Raw genomic sequence first — 24285 nt, 5'->3', positions numbered from 1 at the left:
ACCGCGACGGGCTTCACGGGTCCACGCGTGACCAAATGAACAATCTGGAGTAGATTCAGGCGCGTATCTCGGGGAAACGGGACCCAACATGGCTTCACAAATGCATTCGCCCATGCTGGCGGGCCTCACGGGCATGGCCCGACGACTCGTCACCGAAGGCGTCATGGCCGAGGCCGACGTTCGCAAGGCCGTCCAGGACGCCGCCGAAAAGCGCTCGTCCCTGTCCGCGTGGCTTGTTGACCACAACCTGGTGGAGAGCGCCAAGCTGTCCCAGGTGGCGTCTTCCGAGTTCGGCATGCCGCTGATGGACATTGGCGCCATGGTCCCGGCCAACATGCCGCTGGATCTGGTGACTGAGGCGCTCATCGCCAAGCACCAGGCCCTGCCGCTCTTTAAACGCGGCAAGCGCCTCTTCGTCGGCATCGCCGACCCTATGCAGTCGCATGCGCTGGACGAAATCAAGTTTCATTCGAACCACATGGTCGAACCCGTCTTGGTCGATCGAGCCCAGCTGCGCCGGGTGATCGAAACCGCGCTGGCTGCGGCGAGCAATTCGGTGCCCGCCTTCGGCGAAGGCGACCTCGACGACCTGGCGCTGGACAGCGGCGACGAAGACGGCGACGCCACTACCGGCATCGACGCCAACGCCAACGACGATGCCCCGATCGTCAAGTTCGTCAACAAGGTCCTGGTCGACGCGATCAAGCGCGGCGCCTCGGATATCCACTTCGAACCGTTCGAAACGGTCTACCGCGTACGCCTGCGCATGGACGGCATCCTGCGCGTCGTCGCCACGGCGCCGATCAAGCTGGGCAACCGCATCGCCTCGCGCCTCAAGGTCATGAGCGGTCTGGACATCGCCGAGCGCCGCGTCCCGCAGGACGGTCGTATCAAGCTCAACCTGACCAAGACCCGCGCCATCGACTTCCGCGTCAGCACCCTGCCGACCCTGTTCGGCGAGAAGATCGTACTGCGTATCCTCGATGGTTCGTCCGCCAAGCTGGGCATCGACAAACTCGGCTACGAGGAGGTCCAGAAGAATCTCTACCTCGATGCCATCGAAAAGCCCTACGGCATGGTCCTGGTGACCGGCCCGACCGGTTCCGGTAAAACGGTGTCGCTGTATACGGCCCTTAACATCCTCAACACCGAGGGGCGCAACATCTCCACGGTGGAAGACCCGGTCGAAATCCGCGTCGAGGGCATCAATCAGGTCCAGCAGAACGTCAAGCGCGGCATGACCTTCGCGGCCGCTCTGCGCTCCTTCCTGCGCCAGGATCCGGACGTGATCATGGTCGGCGAAATCCGCGATCTGGAAACCGCAGAAATCGCGGTCAAGGCCGCGCAGACCGGTCACATGGTCCTGTCCACCCTGCATACCAACGACGCGCCGCAGACCATCGCGCGCCTGATGAACATGGGCATCGCCCCGTACAACATCATCTCGTCGGTCACCCTGATCATCGCCCAGCGCCTTGCCCGCCGGCTGCACGACTGCAAAAGGGAAATCAGCCTGCCACCGGCCGCACTGCTCGCCGAGGGTTTTACCCAGGAAGAAATCGACGCTGGCATCACCGTGTATGAGGCCGTCGGCTGCGACAGCTGTAACGAGGGGTACAAGGGCCGCGTAGGTATCTATCAGGTCATGCCGATGGTCGAGGACATCCAGAAGATCGTTCTGGAGGGCGGCAACGCCATGCAGATCGCTGAGGTGGCAAAAAAAGCCGGCATCAACGATCTGCGGGCATCAGCCTTGTTGAAGGTCCGCAACGGCGTCACCAGTCTGGCCGAGATCAACCGCGTCACCAAGGACTGACGTCTCGTCAGGGGACGAGACGTGTGAAGATGTGCGCTGGATGGCAGAAAGCCACCTCGCGTTGCGTTCACACTAGAATAAGAACAGGGGCCGACCGCCAGCCGGCGGCCACCTGAGGCATCCACCCGGGGGAACACCGCGTCATGGCCATTGCCACCGCCACCAAGAACGCGCGCGCCATCGGCGCTGCGCGCGCATCAGTAAGTCAATTGATCGTCTACGACTGGACCGCGCTGGACAAGCGCGGCAAGCGCATGAAGGGCGAGATGCAGGCCAAGAATGCCTCGCTCGTCAAAGCGGAACTCCGTCGGCAGGGTATGAACCCTCAGACGGTGCGCGAGCGCTCGAAACCGCTGTTTGGCGCCTCTGGCAAGAAAGTGCAGGCGCGCGATGTCGCCATCTTCAGCCGCCAGATTGCCACCATGATGGCCTCCGGCGTGCCCATGGTGCAGGCGCTGGAGATCATCACCGGCGGCCAGAAGAACCCTCGTTTCAAGAACATGCTGATCGAGGTCAAGCAGTCGATCGAGGGCGGCTCGTCGCTGCATGAGGCGTTGGCCCTGTATCCCGTGGAGTTCGACGAGCTCTACCGTAACCTGGTTCATGCTGGCGAAGCGGCCGGTGTACTCGATACGGTGCTGGACACCGTGGCGACCTACAAAGAACGCATGGAGAGCATTAAGAAGAAGATCAAGAAGGCGCTCTTCTACCCAATCATGGTTCTCGTGGTCGCGCTTTTGGTGTCCATGATCCTGCTGCTCTTCGTGGTACCGGTGTTCCAGCAGACGTTCAAGGATGCCGGGGCGGAACTCCCCGCACCGACCCAGTTCGTGGTCAGCGCGTCCGAGTTCATGCAGTCGTACTGGTGGATGGTGATCGGTGGCATCGTGGGCGGCGTCTCTGCTTTGATCTACTTCAAGAAACGCTCGCCGAAGTTCGCCCATTTCCTGGAGCGCGTGATGCTGCGCCTGCCGGTGATGGGCAACATCATGCACCAGTCGGCCATCGCCCGATTCGCGCGTACGCTTGGCGTCACCTTCCACGCGGGTGTACCGCTGGTCGAGGCTCTCGAAGCCGTGGCCGGTGCCACTGGCAGCGTGATCTACGGCGAGGCGGTCATGCAGATGCGTGACGATATCGCCGTCGGTCACCAGTTGCAGCTGTCCATGCGTCAGGCTGGGCTGTTTCCCAACATGGTGGTCCAGATGACCGCCATCGGTGAGGAATCCGGTTCGCTCGACGCGATGCTCTTCAAGGTCGCGGAGTTCTACGAGGAGGAAGTCAGCAACGCCGTGGACAATCTGGCGACGCTGCTGGAACCCATGATCATGGTGATCCTTGGCGTGCTCGTCGGCGGCATGGTGGTCTCCCTCTACCTGCCCATCTTCAAGCTCGCCGGCACGGTCTGACCGAACACCCGCCGAGCCATGCACAATAGGAACCCTTCGCCCTCGCGGGCGGAGGGTTTTTTCTTGACCACGGATCTTCCATGCCCGACTTGCCCCTCGCTCTCTGGATCGGCCTCGCCGGTGTCTTCGGCCTGCTGTTCGGCAGCTTCCTCAACGTCGTGATCCTCCGCGTCCCTGCGCGCATGCAGGCGGAATGGCGCAAGCAGGCGCGTGAAGTCCTCGAACTGGACGCCGTGGACGAGGCGCTGCCGCCCGGCGTGGTGAAAGAGTCGTCGCACTGCCCGAAGTGCAAGCACCCGCTGGCCGCCCGGGACAACATCCCGCTGTTCGGCTGGCTCATGCTGCGCGGCCGCTGCCGCTATTGCCACGAACCAATCTCGATCCAGTACCCGCTGGTGGAACTGCTGGCGGGCTTGGCCAGTGCCGCGGTGGTCTGGCGTTTCGGGCCGACGCCGGGAGCCCTGGCCGGGCTGGTGCTGACGTATTTCCTGATCGCGCTGTCCGGCATCGATGCGCGCACGCAGCTGTTGCCGGACGAGCTCAACTACCCACTGCTGTGGATCGGTCTCGGCCTGTGTTTGATCCCCTCCTGGCAACCCCTGCCGATCGCCCCGACCTCCGCCATCCTCGCCGCCCTGCTCGGCTACCTCAGCCTGTGGAGCGTCTACTGGCTGTTCAAGCTACTGACCGGGAAGGAAGGCATGGGTCACGGCGACTTCAAGCTGCTCGCTGCGCTGGGCGCCTGGATGGGCCCGGTCGCGCTGCTGCCGATCGTCATGCTGTCGTCGCTGATCGGCGCCATCGTCGGCGGCGCGCTGATTCTGTTTCGTCGCCACGGACGCGAGGTGCCGATTCCTTTCGGGCCCTATCTCGCCGCGGCGGGCTGGGTCTGGTTTCTGGTGGGCGATCGCCTGCTCGCCCTCTACATGCAGGTCAGCGGCATTCGATGAGCGGCTTCGTCGTCGCGCTTACCGGCGGGATCGCATCGGGCAAGAGCGCGGTGGAGCGCCGCTTCGAAGCGCGCGGTGTGCACGCCTACGACGCGGATGCGGCGTCGCGCGCCGTGGTGGAGCCGGGGTCCGAGGCGCTTGCCGAGGTAGCGCGTGTGTTCGGGCCCGGGGCGCTGGACGACGAGGGCCGCCTGGACCGCGCGGCCATGCGCCGGCGCGTGTTCGACGATCCGTCGGCCCGGACGACACTGGAGGGCATCCTCCATCCGCGCATTCGTGACTGGTTGCGGGAGGCTGTCGCAGCCGATACGGGCGCCTACTGCATCCTGTCGATTCCGTTGCTCGTGGAGAACCACCGCCATTACGCGTGGGTCGACCGGGTGCTTGTAGTGGATGCGCCGGAGGCGGTGCGGATCGACCGGCTGGTACGTCGGGATGGCATCGACGAGGCGCTGGCCCGGAAGATGATCGCGGCGCAGGCGAGCCGGGAAGACCGGCTGGCGATCGCGGATGATGTGCTCGTCAACGATGGCGACGAAGCGAACCTGGATGCGCAGGTGGAGATGCTCGACCGCCGCTACCGCACCCTGTCGTTGTAAGAGCGCGCCGTGCGCGCGAAACGACTTCGCGAAAGCTTGTCGCGCGCAGGCGCGCTCCTAAACCATTGATGCGGCGGTCAGCCTCTCGCTGACGAACGACTCCGCCGGGGTGGGCCGGCCGATGTGGTAGCCCTGCACCAGATCACAGTCCATCTCGACGAGGCGACGCAGCGTGGCCTCGTCCTCGACGCCCTCGGCGATCGCTTCCAGCCCCAGGCGGTGGGCGACGTCGATCATCGCCTGTACCAGCAGTTCGGTGCGGCTGTCGCCGGTCATGGCATCGACGAAGCTGCGGTCGATCTTCAGCTCGGTCGCCGGGAAGTGACGCAGGTAGGCGAACGACGCGTACCCCGTGCCGAAGTCGTCGATGGCGACGCGTACACCGCAGTCGCGCAGGCGACGCAGGACCCGCACGCTCATGTCCAGATCGGTGAGCAGCGCCGTCTCGGTAATTTCCACGATCACGGACTGGGGCGGCACGCCCCAGATATCGATGGCGCCCAGCACCTGTTCGGCGAAGCCCTGCTCGACGAACACACGCGGCGACAGGTTGATCGCCACGTCGAGCGCACAGCCACCCCGATGCAGGGCCGCCGCATGACGCAGCGAGGCGTTGATGCTCCAGCGGGTCAGCGGCACGATGAGGTCGCTGCGCTCGGCAAAGGGGATGAAATCGCTGGGCGGGACGATGATGTTGGCGGCGGTGGTCCAGCGCGCCAGCGACTCCACGCGGTTCATTTCACCCGAGCGCAGATCGTGCAGCGGCTGGAAGGCGACCTGCAGGCGGTTGGCTTCGATGTCCTCGCGTAACTCGCCGTAGAGGATTTCTACCGGTGTCACGTCGGGCTTGTAGATGGCGAAGGCCTCGCCGATGCGCAGGGCTTCGTCGTGAGCGAGTTCAGCGCGGCGGTACAACCAATCGGCGGTCACACCGTGCTCGGGATGGATGGCGACACCGACGACGGCGCGACCGTGCCAGGGACGCTCACCCTGCATCAGCGGACCATCGAACGCGCCGACGATGCGGGTCGCCGCAAGCAGCGCATGGGTGCGGTTGCGCACCATCGGAAGAACCACCACGAACGTGTCATCTCCCGCCACGAAGACGGTGTCGACATGGCGTACGGCATCGACGATGCGTTCGCGCGAGGCCAGCATGATGTCGCTGCCGAAGTCGTAACCGAAACGCAGTTGCGCCTCGCGCATACCTTGCAGACGCACGATCAGGACGGCGCACGGGCCGGCATCCGGCGACGACCGGTCGAGAATCGACTGGACCGCCGGCAGGATGTAAGCCCGCTCGCTCATGCGACGAAGTACTCGCGCGGATCGATGCCATGCGAACCGGCTGGCAAGGTGCGGAGAATCTCACGGCGCACCAGATCCACCTGGCGCATGAGATCGACGATAAGGAAATCGTCGAGCGCACTCTTGTCCGGCCGGGAGAGAATCGCGACGCGCGGCTGCAGGCGGCGCGACTGGTTCTGCACCATCACGATGGCCACCTCACCGGTGTTGAGTTCGACCAGCGTGCCCGTGGGATAAACCCCCAGGCAGGCCTGGAACTGTTCGACCAGTTCGCCCTGGAATTCGCGATCGCGGCCGGCGTACAGCTCGCGTAAGGCGACATGCTGTGACACGGCCGAACGGTACGGACGCGGCGTCGACATCGCGTGGTAGGTGTCGATGATCGCGGCCATACGCCCGGCGAGCGGAATGGCGGTGCCGGCCAGTCCCGCGGGATAGCCGGTACCGTCGTAACGTTCGTGGTGGGTGAGCACCATGTCGCGCACTTCGTTGTCGAGGACACCGGAGTGATCGAGGATGGCGACGCCTTCATTGACGTGCTGACGTGCGAGGCCCCATTCGTCGTCGTTCAGCGGCCCGTCGCGACTAAGCAGTTCCTCAGGCAGCTGCGACTTGCCGACATCCATCAGCAGACCGCCGGCGGCGAGACTGACGATGGCGTCGCTTTCGAAGCCCATGTGCCGCCCGAACGCCGCGGCGAGCGTGCTGCAGCCGATCGCGTGCTGATAGGTGTAGCCATCGCGCCGCCGCAGGCTTTCGATCCAGAAGAACGCGTCACCGCTGCGCAGCACACTCTCGACCATGGGGCGTACCGCGTTCTCGACAGCCTGCGGCTCGACCGGCCGACCATGCCGCAAGTCGTCGACCATGCGCGTGGCGAACTCGGCGACGGTGTCGAAGGCCTCTCTGGCGCGCGGCATTTCGTCGTCGAACGATGCCGTGTCGGTATACGCGTGCCGACTGACCAGACGCAGGCTCGCCACGGCACGCGGTGCGGGGGTGGCAACGGCCTTCGGCGCGATGCGCTGCGGGGTGAACCGGCTGTCGGGGACGACCTGACGGTGCATGTCCACGAAGACGTATTTGCAGAAACGACTGAGCGACTCGATGTCCTCACGGGACTCGATGGGCAGGCCCTGCAACGGAAAGGGCGTGTCGGACCAGTCACAGTCCAGGCGACTGACATACATGCCGACCTCCAGGTCGGACACGAAGACACGTCGCTCCACTAAATCGTACGCCACGTTTCCCCTCGCTCCTTTAGCCACGCTGGCCGAATACGCGCACGACTCTAGCGTGTTGCGCGTGTCGATGGCTTATCGGCCCTGCACCCCGATTCTGTAGGTACAGAGTTGTGAAGGTGGCCTTCACAAAGTGTGAGGTTTTCCCGGGTACACCGGTCTGGTGTATCAGGTCATGTCGACCGGGAGAAACTCATGCCTCGCCTTTCCCTCATCCCCGCTCTGCTCCTCGCCCTCACCGCCTGCTCGGCCGCTTCGGCGCGCGACGAGGGGGTTCGCCTGCCCGCTCCCACCGTCGACGCCGCACCGGCCGCTGGCGACGCCACCGCCGTGTTTGCCGGCGGGTGCTTCTGGGGCGTCGAGGGTGTGTTCCAGCACGTCCGCGGCGTGAAAAGCGTCCGCACCGGCTACTCGGGTGGTGACGCCGCCCACGCCAATTACGACGATGTCAGCGACGGTGATACCGGACACGCCGAATCGGTAAAGGTCGTTTACGATCCGGCACAGGTGTCGTACGGGCAGTTGCTGCAGGTGTTCTTCTCGGTGGCGCAGGATCCGACGCTGCTGAACCGGCAGGGGCCCGACTCGGGCACGCAGTACCGGTCGGCGATTTTCTATGCGACGCCGGAGCAGAAGAAGGTGGCGGAGGCGTATATCGCCCAGCTGACCGCGGCGCACGCGTTTTCGTCGAAAATCGTGACGGAGGTAACGCCTTTTAAGGGTTTCTACCTCGCGGAGGACGAGCACCAGGACTATATGCGTCTGAATCCGGACGCGATGTACATCGCGATCAACGACCGGCCGAAGGTGCTGGCCCTGCAGCGCATTTATCCGGAGCGGTATGTGGCCCGCTGGGCCAACGGCCGCTGAGAACCCGCAATCTCGTGTAGGAGCGCGCCCTGCGCGCGATATCCCGGTCGCGCAGGGCGATATCCGGGTCGCGCGCAGGCGCGCTCCTACATAAGCGATCAGATCATGGGCAGGTTCAGGCCCTGCTCCTTCGCACAGGCCACGGCATCCTCGTAGCCCGCATCGGCGTGCCGCATCACGCCGGTGCCGGGGTCGTTCCACAGCACCCGGGCCAGTCGCTTGTCCGCCGCCTCGCTGCCGTCGGCCACGATCACCACGCCGCTGTGCTGGCTGTAACCCATGCCGACACCGCCGCCGTGGTGCAGGCTGACCCAGGTCGCCCCGCCCGCCACGTTGAGCATCGCGTTGAGCAACGGCCAGTCGCTGACCGCGTCGCTGCCGTCGCGCATGGCTTCGGTTTCCCGGTTCGGGCTGGCGACCGAGCCGGAATCCAGGTGGTCGCGGCCGATCACGATGGGCGCCTTCAGTTCGCCGTTGCGCACCATCTCGTTGAAGGCGAGCGCCAGCCGGTGCCGCTGCCCCAGACCCACCCAGCAGATACGCGCCGGCAGGCCCTGGAAGCTGATCCGCTCGCGCGCCATGTCCAGCCAGCGGTGCAGATGCGGATCGTCTGGAATCAGCTCCTTAACTTTGGCGTCGGTCCTGTAGATATCTTCCGGGTCGCCTGACAGGGCGACCCAGCGGAACGGCCCGACACCCCGACAGAACAGCGGCCGGACGAACGCCGGCACGAAGCCCGGGAACGCGAACGCCTCGCTCAGCCCCTCGTCCTTGGCCATCTGACGGATGTTGTTGCCGTAGTCGAAGGTCGGCACGCCCTGCCGATGGAAGGCGAGCATGGCCTCGACATGACGGCGCATGGAGAGCTTGGCGGCATGGGCGGTGCCGGTCGGATCGGCCTTGCGGCGCTCGAACCATTCCTCGACGGTCCAGCCGGACGGCAGGTAGCCGTTGACGGGGTCGTGGGCGCTGGTCTGGTCGGTGACGGCGTCGGGACGGACGCCCCGGCGTACGAGCTCCGGCAACACGTCGGCCGCGTTGCCCAGCAACGCCACGGACACGGCGCGGCCTTCCTTCGCGTAGCGATCCAGCCGCGCGAGCGCGTCGTCCAGGTCGCTGGCCTGCTCGTCCACGTAGCGCGTCTTCAGGCGGAAATCGATGCGGCTCTGTTGGCATTCGATGGTCAGCGACGAGGCGCCGGCCAGCGAGGCGGCGAGCGGCTGCGCGCCGCCCATGCCGCCGAGGCCCGCCGTCAGAATCCAGCGACCGGCCAGCGATCCGCCGTAATGCTGACGCCCCATCTCGACGAACGTCTCGTAGGTACCCTGCACGATGCCCTGCGAGCCGATGTAGATCCATGAGCCGGCGGTCATCTGGCCGTACATCATGAGGCCCTTGCGGTCGAGCTCGTTGAAGTGCTCCCAGTCGGCCCACGCCGGCACCAGATTGGAATTGGCAAGCAGCACGCGCGGCGCGTCGGGGTGCGACGGAAACACGCCGACCGGCTTACCGGACTGAATCAGCAGGGTTTCGTCGTCGCGAAGTGCGCGCAGGCTGCGCAGGATGGCGTCGAAGCATTCCCAGTTACGCGCGGCACGCCCGATACCGCCGTAGACCACCAGTTCCGCCGGGTTTTCCGCCACCTCGGGATCGAGATTGTTCTGCAGCATGCGGAACGGCGCTTCCGTCAGCCAGCTGCGGCAGGTCAGTTCGGTGCCGCGCGGCGCGCGGATGGTGCGGGTGGTGTCGATGCGCGTGACAGCCGTCATCGGGATGCTCCGGAGCTCGGGGAATCCCGGATTATGGGCGCGCCGCGCCGCCGCCCGCCAGCGGCGGCGCAGCAAAGCCGGCGCTTACTGGCCGCTGGTGGACGGTCGCGACGGAGCCACGGCGCCGCGGTTGGAGGGCGTAGTCTCGTACTGGCGCGCGGCCGAATCCTGCTGCGCGCGGTTCAGTTGCTGCTGGCTGCGCTGTGCGTTGTCCAGCTGGTTGCGCATGGCCGGGTCGGTCGCGTTGGTGCGCTGGATCGCCGTGTTGTTCTGCTGCAGCTGCTGGCGCACGTTGCTCTGGTTCTGCGCGTTCTGCAGCTGCTGACGATCGACCTGGCGCTGGAACTGCGCCGTCTGCGACGGCGTGGAGACGACCGCGCGGGGACGCGGTGTCGCAGCCGGAGCGGCCGCGGCGGGCCGGGCGGGCTTGGCGGGCGGGGTTTGCGCGGCCGCGAGCGCGGGCACGGCGACGAACAGCACCGACAGCAAGATGTTGCGTGATGAATTGGTCATGAGAGTCCGCCATCATGGTGGGTATTGATTAGCTCAGAGCCTACGTTTTCCGTCATGAACGTCACGTTTCCCCGCCTCGCCGCGATCTTCACACTGATCGCCACGCTGGCCGTCACCGCTTGCGCCACGCGCCCGGTTACCGCTCCCGCCCATCCCCCCGTCCTGCTGATCTCGATCGACGCCTTCCGTCCCGACTATCTCGACCGCGGACTGACCCCGAACCTCGTCGCCATGGCGAAAGACGGCGCCCGTGCGCCTTACATGCTGCCGTCGTTCCCGTCCCTGACCTTCCCCAACCACTACACCCTGGTGACGGGACGCGTGCCGGACCACCACGGCATCGTCAACAACACGATGAGCGATCCGGCGCTGGGCAGCTTCAGCCTGGGCAACCGCGCGGCCACGAGCGACGGCCGCTGGTGGGCCGATGCCGAACCGATCTGGGTGACGGCGCAGAAGCAGGGCCTGCGCACGGCGACGATGTTCTGGCCGGGTACCGAGGCCGCGATTCACGGCGTGCGCCCGGACCACTGGATTCCCTTCGACGATTCGCTGACCTCACGCGCCCGCGTCGACAAGCTGCTCTCATGGATCGACGAGGCGGGTCCGAAGCCGGTGTTCGACACGCTGTACTTCGACACGGTGGATCACGCGGGCCACGAGTTCGGCCCCGATTCGCCCGAGGTGAACGCCGCACTGCGCGAGGTGGACGACGCGCTGGGCTACCTGACCGCGCAGCTGCGCCAGCGCGGGCTCTACGACCGGATGAACCTGATCGTGCTGTCCGACCACGGCATGGCCGACGTGCCCAGGGGCAACATCGTCTTCGCCGACCAGGAGACCGACCTCGACGCGCTCGACGCGGTGTCGTTCGGTGTCATGGCCACCTTCAACCCGAAGCCGGATCGTGACTCGACCGCCGCCGTGGCGCGGCTGCTCGGTCCGCACGAGCACATGCATTGCTATCGGAAGGAAGACCTGCCGGCGCGCCTGAACTACGGCACCCATCGCCGCGTACCGGCGCTGCTGTGCCTCGCCGACACCGGCTGGGCGATTACCAGCCACGAGCAGCTGGCGAAGCGGAACGGGCCGATGTCGCGCGGCGAGCACGGTTACGACAACCTCGATCCGACCATGCGCGCGCTGTTCGTCGCCCGCGGTCCGTCGATCGGCCATGGCGTGACCATCGCGCCGTTCCCCAACGTCGACGTCTACCCGCTGCTCGCCCACCTGATCGGCATCGAACCGCTGCCGAACGACGGGCACCTGAAGGATGTCGAGGGCGTGCTGGCGACACCGGCCCACTGAACGGCGGACGGGGCGGCAATCCCGTAGAATCGGGCCATGCGCCAGATCTATACCTCCCCCCGCCCCGAAAACATCGACCGTATCGTCGCGTTGCTCGCCGAGCACGCGATCGAGACGACCGTCACCAACCGTTCGACCTGGAATCGCCCGACCTACCAGCGCTTCAGCTATTCGCAGCGCCAGTCCGACCGCGATACCTGGCCGCAGGTGTGGGTAAAGAGCGCCGACGACTTTCCGCAGGCCCGCGCCTTGCTGAAGGACATCGGCATCGAACCGGTCGTGCGTTTCCAGGAGGAACTCCAGCTGCACCGCACGCCGGACCGCCGTCCGGTCGCGCAGCGCACCGCGTCCCGCGTGCGCCTGATGGTGCTGACCATCGTCGCCGGGGTGATGCTGGTGGTATTCCTCAAGGCCACCCAGGTCCTCTGAGTGGACGACATCGTGGCGCCGCGCCCCGCCCATCTCCTGCTGCGCGAGGAAACCCGCGAAGCGCACGAGGACACCGAAGCCTCGGGCGGCATGCGCCGGCTGATGGACGGTGAGCTGGACGTGGCGGGGTATGAGGCGCTGCTGCGTGCGCAGCTGGCGTTGTTCGAGGAGTGGGAGGCGGATCGTGCCGGGTGGCTGGCTTCCGACGTGCCTCAGGCGGGTTGGAGCTATGTGTCGCGGGCGTCGTTGCTGCGGGGCGATCTGGCTGTCGCGAGCGGGGCTCGCTCCTACACGAGCCGCCCCGTCGAAGGCCACGCCCCCCCTGTAGGAGCGAGCCCCGCTCGCGATGCTCCTGCCCCTGCCCCTGCCCCCGTAGGAGCGAGCCCCGCTCGCGACGCTCCTGCCTCTGCCCCTGTAGGAGCCAGCCCTTCCGGCGATTCGACCCGCGACTCCGCGACCTGCTGGGGCGAACTCTACGTCATCGAAGGCTCCGCCCTCGGCGGTCGCCTGATCGTCCGCCGCCTGCGCGAACTCTACCCCGACCGCGACCACCGGTTCTACGCCATCGGCGAGGAAGCCCCCTCGGCCTGGCGCCGTTTCCAGCACATCCTCGACACCCAGCTGCATGACGACGCCTCGCGTCGCGCCGCCGTTGACGGCGCGCGACGCATGTTCGCCCGCTTTCGACAGACCCTGATGGAGCCTGCCGCGCATGTCTGACCTGCCCGACCTCAACGCCTGCGACCGCGAGCCGATCCACATCCCCGGCTCGATCCAGCCCCATGGGGTATTGATCGTGGCCGACGCGGCGACGCGGACGATTCTGCAGATCAGCGAAAACGCGGCCGACGTGCTGGGTGTCGACCTCGACGCCGTGCTGGACGCGCCGCTCCACGAAGTGATCGGCCTCCCCGACGACCTGTTCATCGACGATGAGCGGCCGGCGCACAGCTCCTGGGTCCCCGTGGTGTTCCCGCACGACGTGGACAAGTCGGGCTGGTATGCCACCGTGCATGCCTATGACACGCGCTGGATGATCGAGATCGAGCCGCGCGAAGACTATTTCGACGACGATCCGCTCCGCGTCGCCTACGACCTCACGCACAAGCTGGAAATCGACGGCAACGTGCAGCGCGCGGCGACGCGTGTCGCGCGCACCATCCGTGGCCTGCTCGGCTACGACCGCGTCATGGTCTACCGCTTCGATCACGACTGGCACGGCGAAGTCGTCGCGGAGTCGCGCAAGGACGAGCTGGAGCCCTATCTGGGCCTGCACTATCCCGCCACCGACATTCCGGTGCAGGCGCGCGCGCTGTACCTGCGCAACCGGGTCCGCCAGATCAGCGACTGCAAGTACATCCCGTCGCGCATTCTCCCGCCCTACGATCCGCAGACGTCCGAAGCCACCGACCTCAGCGATGTCTCACTGCGCAGCGTGTCGCCGGTGCATCTGGAATACCTCGGCAACATGGGCGTCACCGCCACACTGGTTGCCTCGATCATCGCGAACGGCCGCCTCTGGGGCCTGATCGCCTGCCATCACTACAGTCCGTTCTTCTGCGACCACCGCATGCGTCAGGTGGCCGATTCCGTCGCGCGCGCGTTCGCCACGCGCGTCGCCGCGATCGAGGAGATGGATAAGATCGAGGTCGAGAGCACCCTGCTCACGGTCCGCGAAAAGCTGATCACCGCGTTCAACGAAAGCGATCGTATCGATCCCGAACTGCTGGCCACGCTCGCACCGGAATTGCTCGAGGTGGTCGACGCCGATGGCGTGGCGATCTTCGCCGGCAACCGCGTCATCCGCCATGGCCATCTGCCCGACGAAGCCGCGCTGCTGCGAATCCGCGATGTCGTCGGCACGTCGGATACGCCGATGATGGCCGACAGCATCACCGGCGTGCTCAATACCGACGAGGTCGGCAGGCACTATCCCGAGCTGGCCGGACCCGAATTCGCCGGTCTCGCGGCGGGCGTGATCTTCATGCCGCTGCAGGCCGACTCGCATAACGCGGTGGTCTGGACGCGCGCGGAGCAGGTGCGCAACGTACGCTGGGCAGGCAACCCCTCACTGGCCAAGCTCGAGGTCATCCCCGGCGCGCGCCTGTCGCCCCGGCAGAGTTTTTCGTCGTGGCAGGAAACGGTGCGCGGTCGCTCGCGGCCGTGGTCGCGCCAGCACCTCGACTCCGCCCGCGGCCTGCGCGTGCTGATCGAGATGATGGAGCGCAAGCATTACCAGCAGAGCTTCGCGCTGATGCGCGCGTCGCTCTCCCGCCTGCCCGACGCCATCGTCATCACCGACGCAAGCCATGCCGACTGGCGCCAATGCCAGATCGTCTTCGTCAACGGCGCCTTCGTCCGCGCCACCGGGCATCGCGTCGAGAGCCTGGCGGGCCTGCATATCGGCAGCATTCTGGTGGGCGATGACGCCATGTTCGCCCGTCGCGCGGGTACGCTGGACGCCGCCGAAGCCGCGCGCATCGATGTCGCCCTGCGCAAGGCCGACGGCGGCGTGCTGCAAGGCCGCCTGGAACTCGAACCCGTCACCGATGCCACCGGCACCATCACGCACTGGATGTCCGTCCACCACCGGGCGTAATAAGATCGGTCCATGACCGATCGAGTCCGCCTGTTTCAGACATTGCCGCATTCCTGCGGCTATTTCGCCGAGCGGACGGCACAGAACCTGGTGGTCGATCCCGGCGCGCCGCATCTGGACAAGCTCTACGGGCCCGCGCTGGCCAAGGGCTTTCGCCGCGCCGGCGGGCATCTTTACCTGCCACAGTGCGCCGCCTGCCAGGCCTGCGTGCCCTGCCGGATCGACGCCGATCGGTTCACGCCGGACCGCACCCAGCGCCGTTGCGCCTCGCGTAACGCCGATATCAGCGTGACCGAGACGCTGCCGGGCTTCACCAGCGAACGCCACGAACTCTACGAACGTTATCTCCGCGCGCGACACCCTGGCGGCGGCATGGACGCGGCGGATGCCGAGGACTTCCAGCGTTTTCTCGCCGCGCCCTGGAGCCCGACCGTGTTTCTGGAAATGCGCCAGGGCGAACGTCTGCTCGGCGTCGCGGTGACCGACATCGCGCTGGCCGGTGTCTCGGCCGTCTATACGTTTTTCGATCCGGATGAATCGGCGCGAAGCCTGGGTACGTTCGGCATCCTGCAGCAGGTCGCGCTCGCAAAGCGCCGCGGCATTCCGTACGTATACCTCGGGTTCTGGATCGCCGGGCATCCCAAGATGGATTACAAGCGGCGCTTCCATCCGCTGGAAATCCGCAAGCATGGGCGCTGGATCGAGACGCCCTGAGCGGCGATCATGCGGGTATGACATCCCTGCCCCTGATCCGCGCGGCGTGCTTCGCCTTCGCCTTAGCCGACGCAGCCGCGGCATCGCCTCCTTCTACGACCGACGTCGCGCCCTCGTTCGAACTGGTCGCGCTGGGCGTCGAAGGCGGCATCCGCACCGACAACCTCTCGGCGTACCTGCTCAAGGCCAGCGGTGACGACAGGTATCTCGGTCTCGACGCCGGAACGCTGGTCTCGGGCATCCAGGTGGCCCTGGCGCACGGCGCGCTGCCGGAGGCCCATGGCAGCGATCTCGCGGCGGCCGGCAACATGTTGCGCAACGGCATCGCGGGCTATTTCGTCAGCCACGCGCATCTGGACCATATCGCCGGCCTCGTCATCGCATCGCCCGACGATCGCGGCAGCAAGCCGCTGTACGGGCTCGCCTCGACCACCGAACGCCTCAGCGCAGATTACTTCAACTGGGACGCCTGGCCCAACCTGGCCAACACCGGCAAGGCACCCGCCCTCGGCCGATATACGCTCACCGCCGAACCGCCCGGTCGCTGGTTCGAGGTCGCCGGTACCTCGATGCAGGCGGCCATCTATCCGCTGTGGCACGACAGCGCCGTGTCGTCGATGATCCTGCTGCGGCATGGCGATGCGTATTACGCGTACTTCGGCGATACCGGCCCGGACGCGCTTTCGAAAGGGCAGCATCGGCTTGCCGACATCTGGCAGGTGCTGGCGCCACTGGTGCGCGGGCATCGGCTGAAAGGACTGCAGATTGAGGTGTCGTCGCCCGGCGACGTACCCGACGCGCAGCTGTTCGGACACATGACGCCCGCCTGGCTTCATCGCGAGCTGGCCGCCCTGGCTACGCAGGCGGGCGACCTGCATGCTTTGCGCGGGCTTCCCGTCATCGTCGACCACATCAAACCCAGCCTGGAACCGGGGCGCGACCCACGCGCCCTGATCGCCCGCGAGCTGTCCGAAGGCGACACCACGGGTGTCCGCTATGTCGTCATCGGCCAGGGCGATCGGGTAAAGCTTTGACCCGGGCTGCCGATAGGTGAAGGCCCGACGTTGGCTCCCGGCTCCACGAGCGACGACAATCGGGGCCTGTCCCGCATCGGAACCGCCATGGGCCCGCGCCGCATCGTCTGCCTCACCGAGGAACCCACCGAAACGCTTTACCGTCTCGGTGAGCAGGACCGTATCGTCGGGATCAGCGGCTTTACCGTGCGCCCGCCGGAAGCGCGCCGCGACAAACCGAAGGTCAGCGCGTTCACCAGCGCCAAGGTCGACCGGATCCTGGCACTGCAGCCCGACCTCGCCATCGGCTTCTCCGATATCCAGGCGGACATCGCCCAGGCGCTGATCAAGGCCGGCGTCGAGGTCTGGATTTCCAACCACCGCAGTGTGGAAGGCATCCTCGATTACATCCGCCGACTCGGCGCGCTCGTCGGTGCGGCCACCCGCGCAAACCAGCTCGCCGACGAGCTCGAGCGCGGTCTCGACGCCACGCGCGAAGCCTCCGCGCGTCTGCCACGACGGCCGCGGGTGTATTTCGAGGAATGGGACGAGCCCTTTATTTCAGGCATTCGGTGGGTCTCCGAGCTGGTGACGCTGGCCGGCGGGGACGACGTGCTTCCACATCGCGCCGTGCAGCCGCTGGCGAAGGACCGGATCATCGGCGACGCGCAGGAGATCGTCTCGACGGCACCGGAGATCATCATCGGCTCGTGGTGTGGCAAGCGTTTCCGCCCCGAACACGTCGCCGCACGCGCGGGATGGGAGAACGTCCCGGCGATCCGTGACGGCGAACTCCACGAGGTGAAATCGCCGCTGATCCTGCAGCCGGGTCCGGCGGCGCTGACCGACGGCCTGGCCGAACTGCGCCGGATCATCCACGGCTGGAGCGACCGGCGTGCCTGACGCGCCCATGCCAAGCTGGTATCGTCGCGGCGCGCCGGGCCCTGGCCCGGCTCCGTGGACGTATCGGGAGGGCCTGTGCCGCAGAGCATGAAACGCGCGACGGGCAGCACCGCCCTGTGGTGCAGCGGTGTCCTTGTCGGCACGGCGGGCGCGCAGCTCCTGTCGGCCGCGCTCTGGAGTGAGCAGGGCGGCACGCACATCGTCTGGTTCCCGGGCGCCGTGCTGTTGGGTGCCCTGCTCGCCTCGCCGCTGTGTCGCTGGCCGTGGCTGACGGCATCGGCGCTGGCCGGGCTGATCGGCGCCTGCGTCGGCCTGTTTCACCTGCCCGTGCTCGATACCGCCATGGTACTGATCGCGGCGACGGCGCTCGTCCCTCCGACGGCCTGGCTGCTGTTGCAGGTGCGGGGTGGCTCGCCGCTGCTGCAGGACTTCGGCAAGCTGATGGCCTTCGGCACGATCGTCATTGTGGCCCTGCCGGCCGGGGCCGCCACCCTGATCGGACTGGTCGCCCCGTATACCGCCTTCCCCGGCTACATCCTCAGCGACTGGCCCAACGTCGCGCTGGCCCATTCGCTGGGCTACGTGTTGTACATCCCCGCCTGGATCAGCGTGCGCAGTTCCGACGCCGCGGTGCGTCATTCGGGGCCTGTATCGGTTCTCTTCCTGATCGGGATGGCCGCCTCGATCGCTCTCCTCGGTACCGTCTGGTACACCTTCGGCGACCGGCCGGGCCTGCTGCCGCTGCTTTGTCTGGCGCCGGCGCCGATCCTCACGGCGGCCTGCCTGCGTGCCCAGATGGCCGGCAGCGCTGCGGCGATGTTCGTCATCGTGGTGATGGCCGCGCATATGAGCGTCGACCGGCATGGTCCTTTCGTCTCGGACAGCCTGCAAAGCACGACGCTCGGCGTACAGCTGTGGACGCTCGGCGCCACCGTGTGCGCCCTTGTCGTCAGCGCGATCGTGGAGCAGCGCCACGCCAGCCAGCGCGCTCTCGACCTCGCGCGGATCGACATGCGCGAACTGGCCGGCCATCTCATCGCCACCCAGGAGCAGGAGCGCGCGCGCCTGGCACGCGACATTCACGACGATATCAATCAACGACTTGCAGCGACATCCATCGGCCTGAGCGCCTTGCGCCGCCGCCTTCCGCAGCCCGCCTCCACCGACGTGGGCACCTTGCAGACCCAGGTGATCGAGCTGTCGGAGGACCTCCGGCTGATGTCGCACCAGCTTCATCCGGGCTGGCTGAGCCATGCCGGACTGCGGGAAGCGCTGCAGGCGTTATGCGCCTCGCCGCGGCACGCCGGCGAACCCGATGTAAGCTTGTCGGTGCCTCCCGAGGTTGGCGCACTATCCGGCGAGGTCGCTCTGTGTTTTTATCGGGTCGCCCAGGAAGCCCTGCGGAACGCGCTGCGTCATGCCGAGGCTTCCCGCGTCGACATCGCGGTGGCGGTTTCGGACAGCCAGGCGGTATTGAGGATCGCGGACGACGGTCAGGGTTTCGACCCGGACGATCTTCGGTTTCACCCCTCCGGCATCGGTCTCATCAGCATGAGTGAACGGGCGAAGCTGCTCGGTGGCAGCTTCGACCTCCGCAGTGCGCCAGGCAAAGGAGTCGAACTATGCATACGCATACCGTTGAAAGACCACTGAACCACGATGGGCCGCCGCGCATCGTCTTCGCGGACGACCATCGCATGGTCGCCCAGGGTATCGAGCGTCTGCTGGAGGACACCTACGATCTGGTCGCCCTGGTCGAGGACGGTGGAACGCTGATGGAAGCGATCGCCCGCGAGACGCCCGACCTCGTGCTTTCGGACGTGAACATGCCACGCGGCAACGGGCTCGAAGTGCTCAAGGCACTGCGGGCACGCGGCGACAACACGCCCTTCGTCTTCCTCACCATGCACGCCGAGCCGGCGCTCGCCGCGATGGCGATGAAGGCCGGCGCCAACGGATACGTGCTGAAGATGGCCGCGGGCGAAGAACTGTTGCTGGCCCTGCGCGAAGTGCTCGCGGGAAGTACGTATGTCACGCCGTCGCTCGGCGTGCACTCCACCAGCCGGCCACCGAACGAGTTGCGCGAACTCACGCCCAAACAGCGCGAAGTGCTGCGTCTGGTCGGAACGGGCCTGCGCTCGCGGCAGATCGCCGAACAGCTGGGCCTGTCGGCACGAACGGTCGAGGCGCACAAATACATGATCATGCAGATCCTCGGCGTACACAGCACGGTGGAACTCGTGCGTCGCGCCGAAGACCTGGGTTTGCTGCTGTAACTCAGGGGTACAACATGCGCGTGGACCACCGCGCGTCGTCTTCGTCATGCACGATGCGCTCGTGCAGACGGAAGGTAGCGCCGTACCAGAACTCCACGCGGTCGGGCTTCACCAGATAGCCACCCCAGTGCGGCGGGCGCGGAACGTCACGCCCGGCGAACTCCTGCTCGAAGTGCGCGACGCGCTCCTCGAAGGTGTGGCGGTCCGGAAGCGTCTGGCTCTGCTTCGACGCCCACGCACCGATCTGGCTGCCACGCGGACGGCTGGCGAAATAAGCGTCCGATTCCGCGTCGTCGAGCCGTTGCACACGGCCTTCGAAACGCACCTGCACACCCTCGCGGATCTGTTTCCAGTGGAAGCAAAGCGCGACCTGCGGATGCTCGGCGATCTCGCGGCCCTTCGCGCTCTCGCGGTTGGTGTGAAAACGCAGGCCGTGCTCATCGATGCCCTTGAGCAGCACGATGCGCGAATGCACCCGGCCACTGGCATCGGACGTGGCGAGATTCATCGCCGTCGGCTCGCGATCGCCGCTGGCTTTCGCCTCGTCGAGCAGGCCGCGGAAGGTATCGAGAATGTCGGAAGTCAGCATAGTGTCCGGATGCTAGCACGACCGGTCGAGGCGTCTCCGGACGTTTCGTCGCGCCCACCGGACCCGCGGGAGCGTGCCAGCGCAGGAGTCGGCGCCGTGGGCGATACGCCTCTCAGATCAGAGCCGCATACCCATCCCGGGCATCCTCCCAGCGACACCGGAATCCCGCGTCCCGCAACAACCCGTTCGACAAGCGCTTGTTCCCGATGCCCACGGGCCCCGGCCCCTCGCCCGGCAACGCCACACCGAGCAATCCCGCCAGATGGTCATACAACACGTCGATCGGCAGGGGCGTGTCGTCCACCCCCACGTACACCGGCGCGGGCTGCTCCAGCGAAAGCACCAGCGCCAGCGCGGCCGCGGCATCATCGACATGAATCCGGTTGGCGTAGATCCCGCACCCTCTCGGCACCACGACCTTTCCCTCACGCAGCCGGTCGAGCAGCTGCGTCCTCCCCGGTCCGTATAAGCCCGCCAGACGCACGCTGACACCACCGATATCGCGCGACGCGAGCCACCGCTCCGCTTCGAGCAACACGCGCCCGTTGAATCCCATCGGCGCGGGCACGCTCGTTTCATCGACCCAGTCGCCGCCGTGCTCACCGTAGACCGCCGTCGACGAGACGAACACGGTTCGACGCGGCGGCACAGGCAACGCATCGACCAGATGACGCAGACCGTCGGGGAAGATGGCGCGGTAAGCCTCTTCGTCGCGCGCGCCGGGCGTGGGCGCATAGACCACGGCATCGGCGTGAGGAAGGGCCTTCAAAGTGTCGGGGCGCGTGAGATCGCCACGCAGCCAGCGGATGCCGTCGCCGTCCGGCCGTTCGCTCCGGCGCAGGGCGAAGACGCGATGCCCCGCCTCGACGAGACGCCGGGCGACGCGCGTGCCGACGTCACCCGCGCCCGCGACGAGCACGGTTTCGTACCTCTGGGGATGGCTTGTTGCTAGCATGGATGCGATGAATCCCTCGCCCAACCTGTTTCTGGTCGGCCCCACGGGCGCCGGCAAGACCACGATCGGACAACGCCTCGCGGCGCATTATGGCCTGCCGTTCGTCGATCTCGACGTGGAGATCGAAGCCCGCCTCGGCGTGACGATTGCCAGCCTCTTCGAGAGCGAAGGTGAGGCGGCGTTTCGCGCGCTGGAATCCGCGCATCTGGACGAGTTTAGTCGCGCCGACGGCATCGTGCTCGCAACGGGCGCGGGCGCCGTGCTCGACGAAGGCAATCGCGCGACGCTGGCGGAGCGCGGCACCGTGCTGCTGCTGTCAGTCAACGTCGACGAGCAGTTCGACCGTCTGCGGCACGACCGGGCACGGCCGATGATCGCGGGCATCGACCGGCGCGGCAAACTCGAAGCGCTGGCCGGACATCGCAACCACCTCTACGAAGAGATCGCCGACCTGATCTTCCACGGTCGCCACGAACACGTGGACGCCGCGGTGCCCCGCGCCGTCGCCCTCCTCGACCGTCACTGGAAACGCACCTGATGGACATCGCAACCGTCGACGTCGACCTTGCCGGTCGCAGCTACCCCGTCTGGATCGGTCCCGGCCTGCTGGCCGACAACGCACGCTGGCGCACGGCGATCCGCGGCCGCCACGTGCTGGTGGTCAGCAATACGACCGTCGCGCCGCTCTATCTCGACGCGCTGGCCCAGGGGCTGGATGGTCTGCGCTGGTCGTCGTACCTGCTCGAGGACGGCGAGACGCACAAGACCTTCGCCAACGTCGGCAAGGTGCTCGAAGCGCTCGGTGAACTCGGCGCCACACGCGACGCCTGCGTGATCGCGCTGGGTGGCGGCGTCGTCGGCGATCTTGCCGGTTTCGCCGCCGCCTGCTGGATGCGCGGCATCGACTTCGTGCAGATCCCGACCACCCTGCTGGCGATGGTCGACTCGTCGGTTGGTGGCAAGACGGGCGTGAACCTGCCCGCGGGCAAGAACCTGGCCGGGGCGTTCCACCAGCCGCGCGCCGTAGTGGCCGATACCTATGTGCTCGATACGTTACCGCAGCGCGAGTTTCGCGCGGGGCTGGCCGAGATCGTCAAAGGCGCGGCCATCGGCGACCCGGACTTCTTCACCTGGCTGGAAGACCATGCCGATGCACTGGCCGGACGCGAAACCGGCCCCCTCATCGAGGCGATCGCCCGCAAGTGCCGCTACAAGGCGGGCGTGGTCGCGCGGGATGAAACCGAACAAGGCGAGCGCGCGTTGCTCAACCTCGGCCATACCTTCGGGCACGCGCTGGAAACCGCAGGCAATTACAGCGAGATCCTGCACGGCGAAGGCGTCGCCATCGGCATGGTGCTGGCGGCGAAGCTCTCCGAACGGCTGGGCATGGCCCCGGCGGCGGACACGCAGCGTCTGGTCACCCTGCTGCGGCGACTGGACCTGCCCACGGAACCCTCGGGCAAGCATGCCGCCAGCCGACTTCTGGAACTGATGCGACTGGACAAGAAGAACACGGCCGGGACGCTGCGACTGATCCTCTGGCGAGGTATCGGGCGGGCGGAGATCGTCGCCGGCGTGGCCGAGGACGACGTCCTCGGCGTGCTCATTTGACGCACAGGGTGCGCCCTTCCGGGGGAGCGCCTACAATGATCGGCCCTGCGCCAGCCCGGATCGCTCGATGCGGATCTACATGCAAACCATGCCCGAAGCGGGGACCGAAGCACCCCGCTACGTCCAGATCACGCTCGAACAGGACCTGTTCGGCGGCTGGACCCTGTACCGCGAAAGCGGCGTGCAGGGCGGCAAGGCCTCGCTCAAGCGCGAGGTACATATCGAACGCGACAGCGCGCTGGCGGCATTCGAAAAAGCGCGCGACGCGCAACTGAAGAAAGGCTTCAAAGTGATGTTCAGCCAAGGTCAGGAGTCGGCGCATGGCCGCTGACGTCCTGCGTAACGACCGTTTTCTCCGCGCGCTTCGTCGCGAACCCGTCGACACCACCCCCATCTGGGTCATGCGCCAGGCCGGCCGTTACCTGCCGGAATACCGCGCCACCCGTGCGCGGGCCGGCAGCTTCATGGGCCTGGCGACGAATCCTGAATTCGCCTGCGAAGTCACGTTGCAGCCGCTCGAGCGTTTCGAGCTGGATGCCGCGATCCTGTTTTCGGACATCCTGACCATTCCCGATGCGATGGGTCTCGGCCTGTCCTTCGAAGCGGGCGAGGGCCCGCGCTTCGCACGCCCCGTCCGCGACGCCGCCGCGATCGACAAGCTGGTCGTGCCCGATATGGATGGCGAGCTGCGCTACGTCATGGACGCGGTGCGCCTCATCCGCAAGGAACTCGACGGACGGGTGCCGCTGATCGGCTTCTCCGGCAGTCCGTGGACGCTCGCCTGCTACATGGTCGAGGGTCAGGGCTCGAAGGACTTCGCGCAGGTCAAGGCACTGGCCTGGAACGATCCCGCGCTGGCCCACCGCTTGCTCGACACCATCGCGCGTTCGGTCGCGGCCTACCTGATCGCTCAGGCGCACGCCGGTGCGCAGGCCCTCATGATTTTCGACACCTGGGGCGGCCTGCTCGGTCCCGCGCCGTTCCGCGAGTTCTCGCTGCGCTACATGGCCCGGGTCGTCGACGCACTGAAGGCCGACCCGGTCAGCCGCGACCTGCCGGTCATCCTGTTTTCGAAAGGTGCGCACGGTCAGCTCGAAGCGCTGGCCGATACCGGCTGCGACGGCCTGGGTGTGGACTGGACCATCGACATCGGCGAGGCGCGTCGTCGTGTGGGCGACCGGGTCGCCCTGCAGGGTAACCTCGACCCCGCCGTCCTGCGCGCGTCACCCGAGATCGTGGCGCGTGAGGCCCGCGCGGTGCTGGATTCGTTCGGCAACCATCCGGGCCACGTCTTCAACCTCGGCCACGGCATCACCCCGGAAGTGAATCCGGAGAACGTAAAGGTTCTCGTCGATACCGTGCACGCCCACGGCCGGGCGATCCGGGGGCGCTGAGCCCCCCTACCCCTGTAGG

Annotated in this window: 24 protein-coding genes; 18 read left to right on the top strand and 6 right to left on the bottom strand. The window is 66.7% G+C overall.

Annotated elements, in window-relative coordinates; translation table 11 throughout:
* The first annotated feature begins 88 nt into the window (after window positions 1–88).
* The 4 genes from pilB to coaE all read left to right on the top strand — a co-directional run bounded on the left by pilB (window position 89) and on the right by coaE (window position 4774).
* Window positions 89–1816 carry a type IV-A pilus assembly ATPase PilB gene (gene pilB / locus B5X73_RS04940; RefSeq protein ID WP_079520801.1) on the top strand — a complete coding sequence of 576 codons (1728 nt, stop codon included), beginning with the start codon at window positions 89–91 and terminating at the stop codon, window positions 1814–1816.
* Between the two features lie 143 nt (window positions 1817–1959).
* Window positions 1960–3225 carry a type II secretion system F family protein gene (locus B5X73_RS04935; RefSeq protein WP_043692798.1) on the top strand — a complete coding sequence of 422 codons (1266 nt, stop codon included), beginning with the start codon at window positions 1960–1962 and terminating at the stop codon, window positions 3223–3225.
* An 80-nt stretch (window positions 3226–3305) separates the two neighbouring features.
* Window positions 3306–4175 (top strand): prepilin peptidase, encoded by an 870-nt coding sequence (locus tag B5X73_RS04930; protein WP_036115119.1) that lies wholly within the window; start codon window positions 3306–3308, stop codon window positions 4173–4175.
* Entirely contained in the window at window positions 4172–4774 is a 603-nt protein-coding gene (gene coaE, locus B5X73_RS04925; RefSeq protein ID WP_079520800.1) for a dephospho-CoA kinase, read from the top strand. Before B5X73_RS04930 ends, coaE begins: the two co-directional genes overlap by 4 nt.
* 57 nt (window positions 4775–4831) lie before the next feature.
* Here coaE and B5X73_RS04920 read toward each other — a convergent pair whose 3' ends face one another.
* Together B5X73_RS04920 and B5X73_RS04915 are read right to left on the bottom strand one after the other, a co-directional pair.
* A complete protein-coding gene (locus B5X73_RS04920) occupies window positions 4832–6082 on the bottom strand; it encodes a putative bifunctional diguanylate cyclase/phosphodiesterase (RefSeq protein WP_043692790.1) in 1251 nt (416 codons plus the stop codon).
* A complete protein-coding gene (locus B5X73_RS04915; RefSeq protein ID WP_079520799.1) occupies window positions 6079–7326 on the bottom strand; it encodes an HD-GYP domain-containing protein in 1248 nt (415 codons plus the stop codon). The genes B5X73_RS04920 and B5X73_RS04915 overlap by 4 nt, the downstream gene beginning before the upstream one ends.
* A gap of 192 nt (window positions 7327–7518) precedes the next feature.
* Here B5X73_RS04915 and msrA point away from each other — a divergent pair, with 192 nt between their 5' ends.
* A complete protein-coding gene (gene msrA, locus B5X73_RS04910; protein ID WP_079520798.1) occupies window positions 7519–8193 on the top strand; it encodes a peptide-methionine (S)-S-oxide reductase MsrA in 675 nt (224 codons plus the stop codon).
* Between the two features lie 98 nt (window positions 8194–8291).
* On the opposite strand, the gene hutU is transcribed toward msrA, so the two are convergent.
* Together hutU and B5X73_RS04900 are read right to left on the bottom strand one after the other, a co-directional pair.
* Window positions 8292–9962, bottom strand: a complete 1671-nt coding sequence (hutU, locus tag B5X73_RS04905) for a urocanate hydratase (RefSeq protein WP_079520797.1) — start codon at window positions 9960–9962, stop codon at window positions 8292–8294.
* A gap of 84 nt (window positions 9963–10046) precedes the next feature.
* Window positions 10047–10475: a hypothetical protein gene (locus B5X73_RS04900; RefSeq protein ID WP_079520796.1), complete on the bottom strand. Its 429-nt coding sequence runs from the start codon at window positions 10473–10475 to the stop codon at window positions 10047–10049.
* 54 nt (window positions 10476–10529) lie between these two features.
* On the opposite strand from B5X73_RS04900, the gene B5X73_RS04895 reads away from it, so the two are divergent.
* From B5X73_RS04895 to B5X73_RS04860, 9 genes are all read left to right on the top strand, one after another.
* Window positions 10530–11783 (top strand): alkaline phosphatase family protein, encoded by a 1254-nt coding sequence (locus tag B5X73_RS04895; protein ID WP_079520795.1) that lies wholly within the window; start codon window positions 10530–10532, stop codon window positions 11781–11783.
* A gap of 36 nt (window positions 11784–11819) precedes the next feature.
* Window positions 11820–12212, top strand: a complete 393-nt coding sequence (locus B5X73_RS04890; RefSeq protein ID WP_036115141.1) for a putative signal transducing protein — start codon at window positions 11820–11822, stop codon at window positions 12210–12212.
* A gap of 12 nt (window positions 12213–12224) precedes the next feature.
* The gene (locus B5X73_RS04885) at window positions 12225–12932 is read left to right on the top strand and encodes a biliverdin-producing heme oxygenase (RefSeq protein ID WP_176167728.1); all 708 of its coding nucleotides are present in this window, start codon (window positions 12225–12227) and stop codon (window positions 12930–12932) included.
* Entirely contained in the window at window positions 12925–14811 is a 1887-nt protein-coding gene (locus B5X73_RS04880) for a PAS domain-containing sensor histidine kinase (RefSeq protein ID WP_176167727.1), read from the top strand. The genes B5X73_RS04885 and B5X73_RS04880 overlap by 8 nt, the downstream gene beginning before the upstream one ends.
* Window positions 14812–14823: 12 nt before the next feature.
* Entirely contained in the window at window positions 14824–15525 is a 702-nt protein-coding gene (locus tag B5X73_RS20910) for an arginyltransferase (RefSeq protein ID WP_176167726.1), read from the top strand.
* Between the two features lie 17 nt (window positions 15526–15542).
* Complete coding sequence (locus tag B5X73_RS04875) at window positions 15543–16559, top strand: 3',5'-cyclic-nucleotide phosphodiesterase (RefSeq protein ID WP_079520793.1); 1017 nt, start codon at window positions 15543–15545, stop codon at window positions 16557–16559.
* A gap of 87 nt (window positions 16560–16646) precedes the next feature.
* Complete coding sequence (locus B5X73_RS04870; RefSeq protein ID WP_079520792.1) at window positions 16647–17441, top strand: cobalamin-binding protein; 795 nt, start codon at window positions 16647–16649, stop codon at window positions 17439–17441.
* 87 nt (window positions 17442–17528) lie between these two features.
* On the top strand, window positions 17529–19094 hold the full coding sequence (locus B5X73_RS04865; RefSeq protein WP_079520791.1) for a sensor histidine kinase: 1566 nt from the start codon (window positions 17529–17531) through the stop codon (window positions 19092–19094).
* Entirely contained in the window at window positions 19064–19717 is a 654-nt protein-coding gene (locus B5X73_RS04860) for a response regulator (RefSeq protein WP_079520790.1), read from the top strand. The genes B5X73_RS04865 and B5X73_RS04860 overlap by 31 nt, the downstream gene beginning before the upstream one ends.
* 1 nt (window position 19718) lies before the next feature.
* Here the strand turns inward: B5X73_RS04860 and pdxH are convergent, their stop codons facing one another.
* Entirely contained in the window at window positions 19719–20306 is a 588-nt protein-coding gene (gene pdxH, locus B5X73_RS04855) for a pyridoxamine 5'-phosphate oxidase (RefSeq protein WP_079520789.1), read from the bottom strand.
* Window positions 20307–20418: 112 nt separating this feature from the next.
* The gene (locus tag B5X73_RS04850) at window positions 20419–21261 is read right to left on the bottom strand and encodes an NAD-dependent epimerase/dehydratase family protein (RefSeq protein ID WP_079520788.1); all 843 of its coding nucleotides are present in this window, start codon (window positions 21259–21261) and stop codon (window positions 20419–20421) included.
* A gap of 7 nt (window positions 21262–21268) precedes the next feature.
* Between B5X73_RS04850 and B5X73_RS04845 the strand changes: the two genes are divergently transcribed.
* The 4 genes from B5X73_RS04845 (at window position 21269) to hemE (ending at window position 24266) form a co-directional block, all read left to right on the top strand.
* Window positions 21269–21799, top strand: a complete 531-nt coding sequence (locus tag B5X73_RS04845) for a shikimate kinase (protein WP_079520922.1) — start codon at window positions 21269–21271, stop codon at window positions 21797–21799.
* The gene (aroB, locus tag B5X73_RS04840; protein ID WP_139382654.1) at window positions 21799–22872 is read left to right on the top strand and encodes a 3-dehydroquinate synthase; all 1074 of its coding nucleotides are present in this window, start codon (window positions 21799–21801) and stop codon (window positions 22870–22872) included. The genes B5X73_RS04845 and aroB overlap by 1 nt, the downstream gene beginning before the upstream one ends.
* Window positions 22873–22939: 67 nt before the next feature.
* Window positions 22940–23203: a WGR domain-containing protein gene (locus tag B5X73_RS04835; RefSeq protein WP_036115167.1), complete on the top strand. Its 264-nt coding sequence runs from the start codon at window positions 22940–22942 to the stop codon at window positions 23201–23203.
* A complete protein-coding gene (gene hemE / locus B5X73_RS04830; protein ID WP_079520786.1) occupies window positions 23193–24266 on the top strand; it encodes a uroporphyrinogen decarboxylase in 1074 nt (357 codons plus the stop codon). The genes B5X73_RS04835 and hemE overlap by 11 nt, the downstream gene beginning before the upstream one ends.
* Window positions 24267–24285: the final 19 nt, after the last annotated feature.

It is taken from the genome of Luteibacter sp. 22Crub2.1, from assembly GCF_900167995.1.
GTDB classification, from domain to species: Bacteria; Pseudomonadota; Gammaproteobacteria; order Xanthomonadales; family Rhodanobacteraceae; genus Luteibacter; species Luteibacter mycovicinus.
This window is presented reverse-complemented; position numbering and strand designations above follow the sequence as displayed.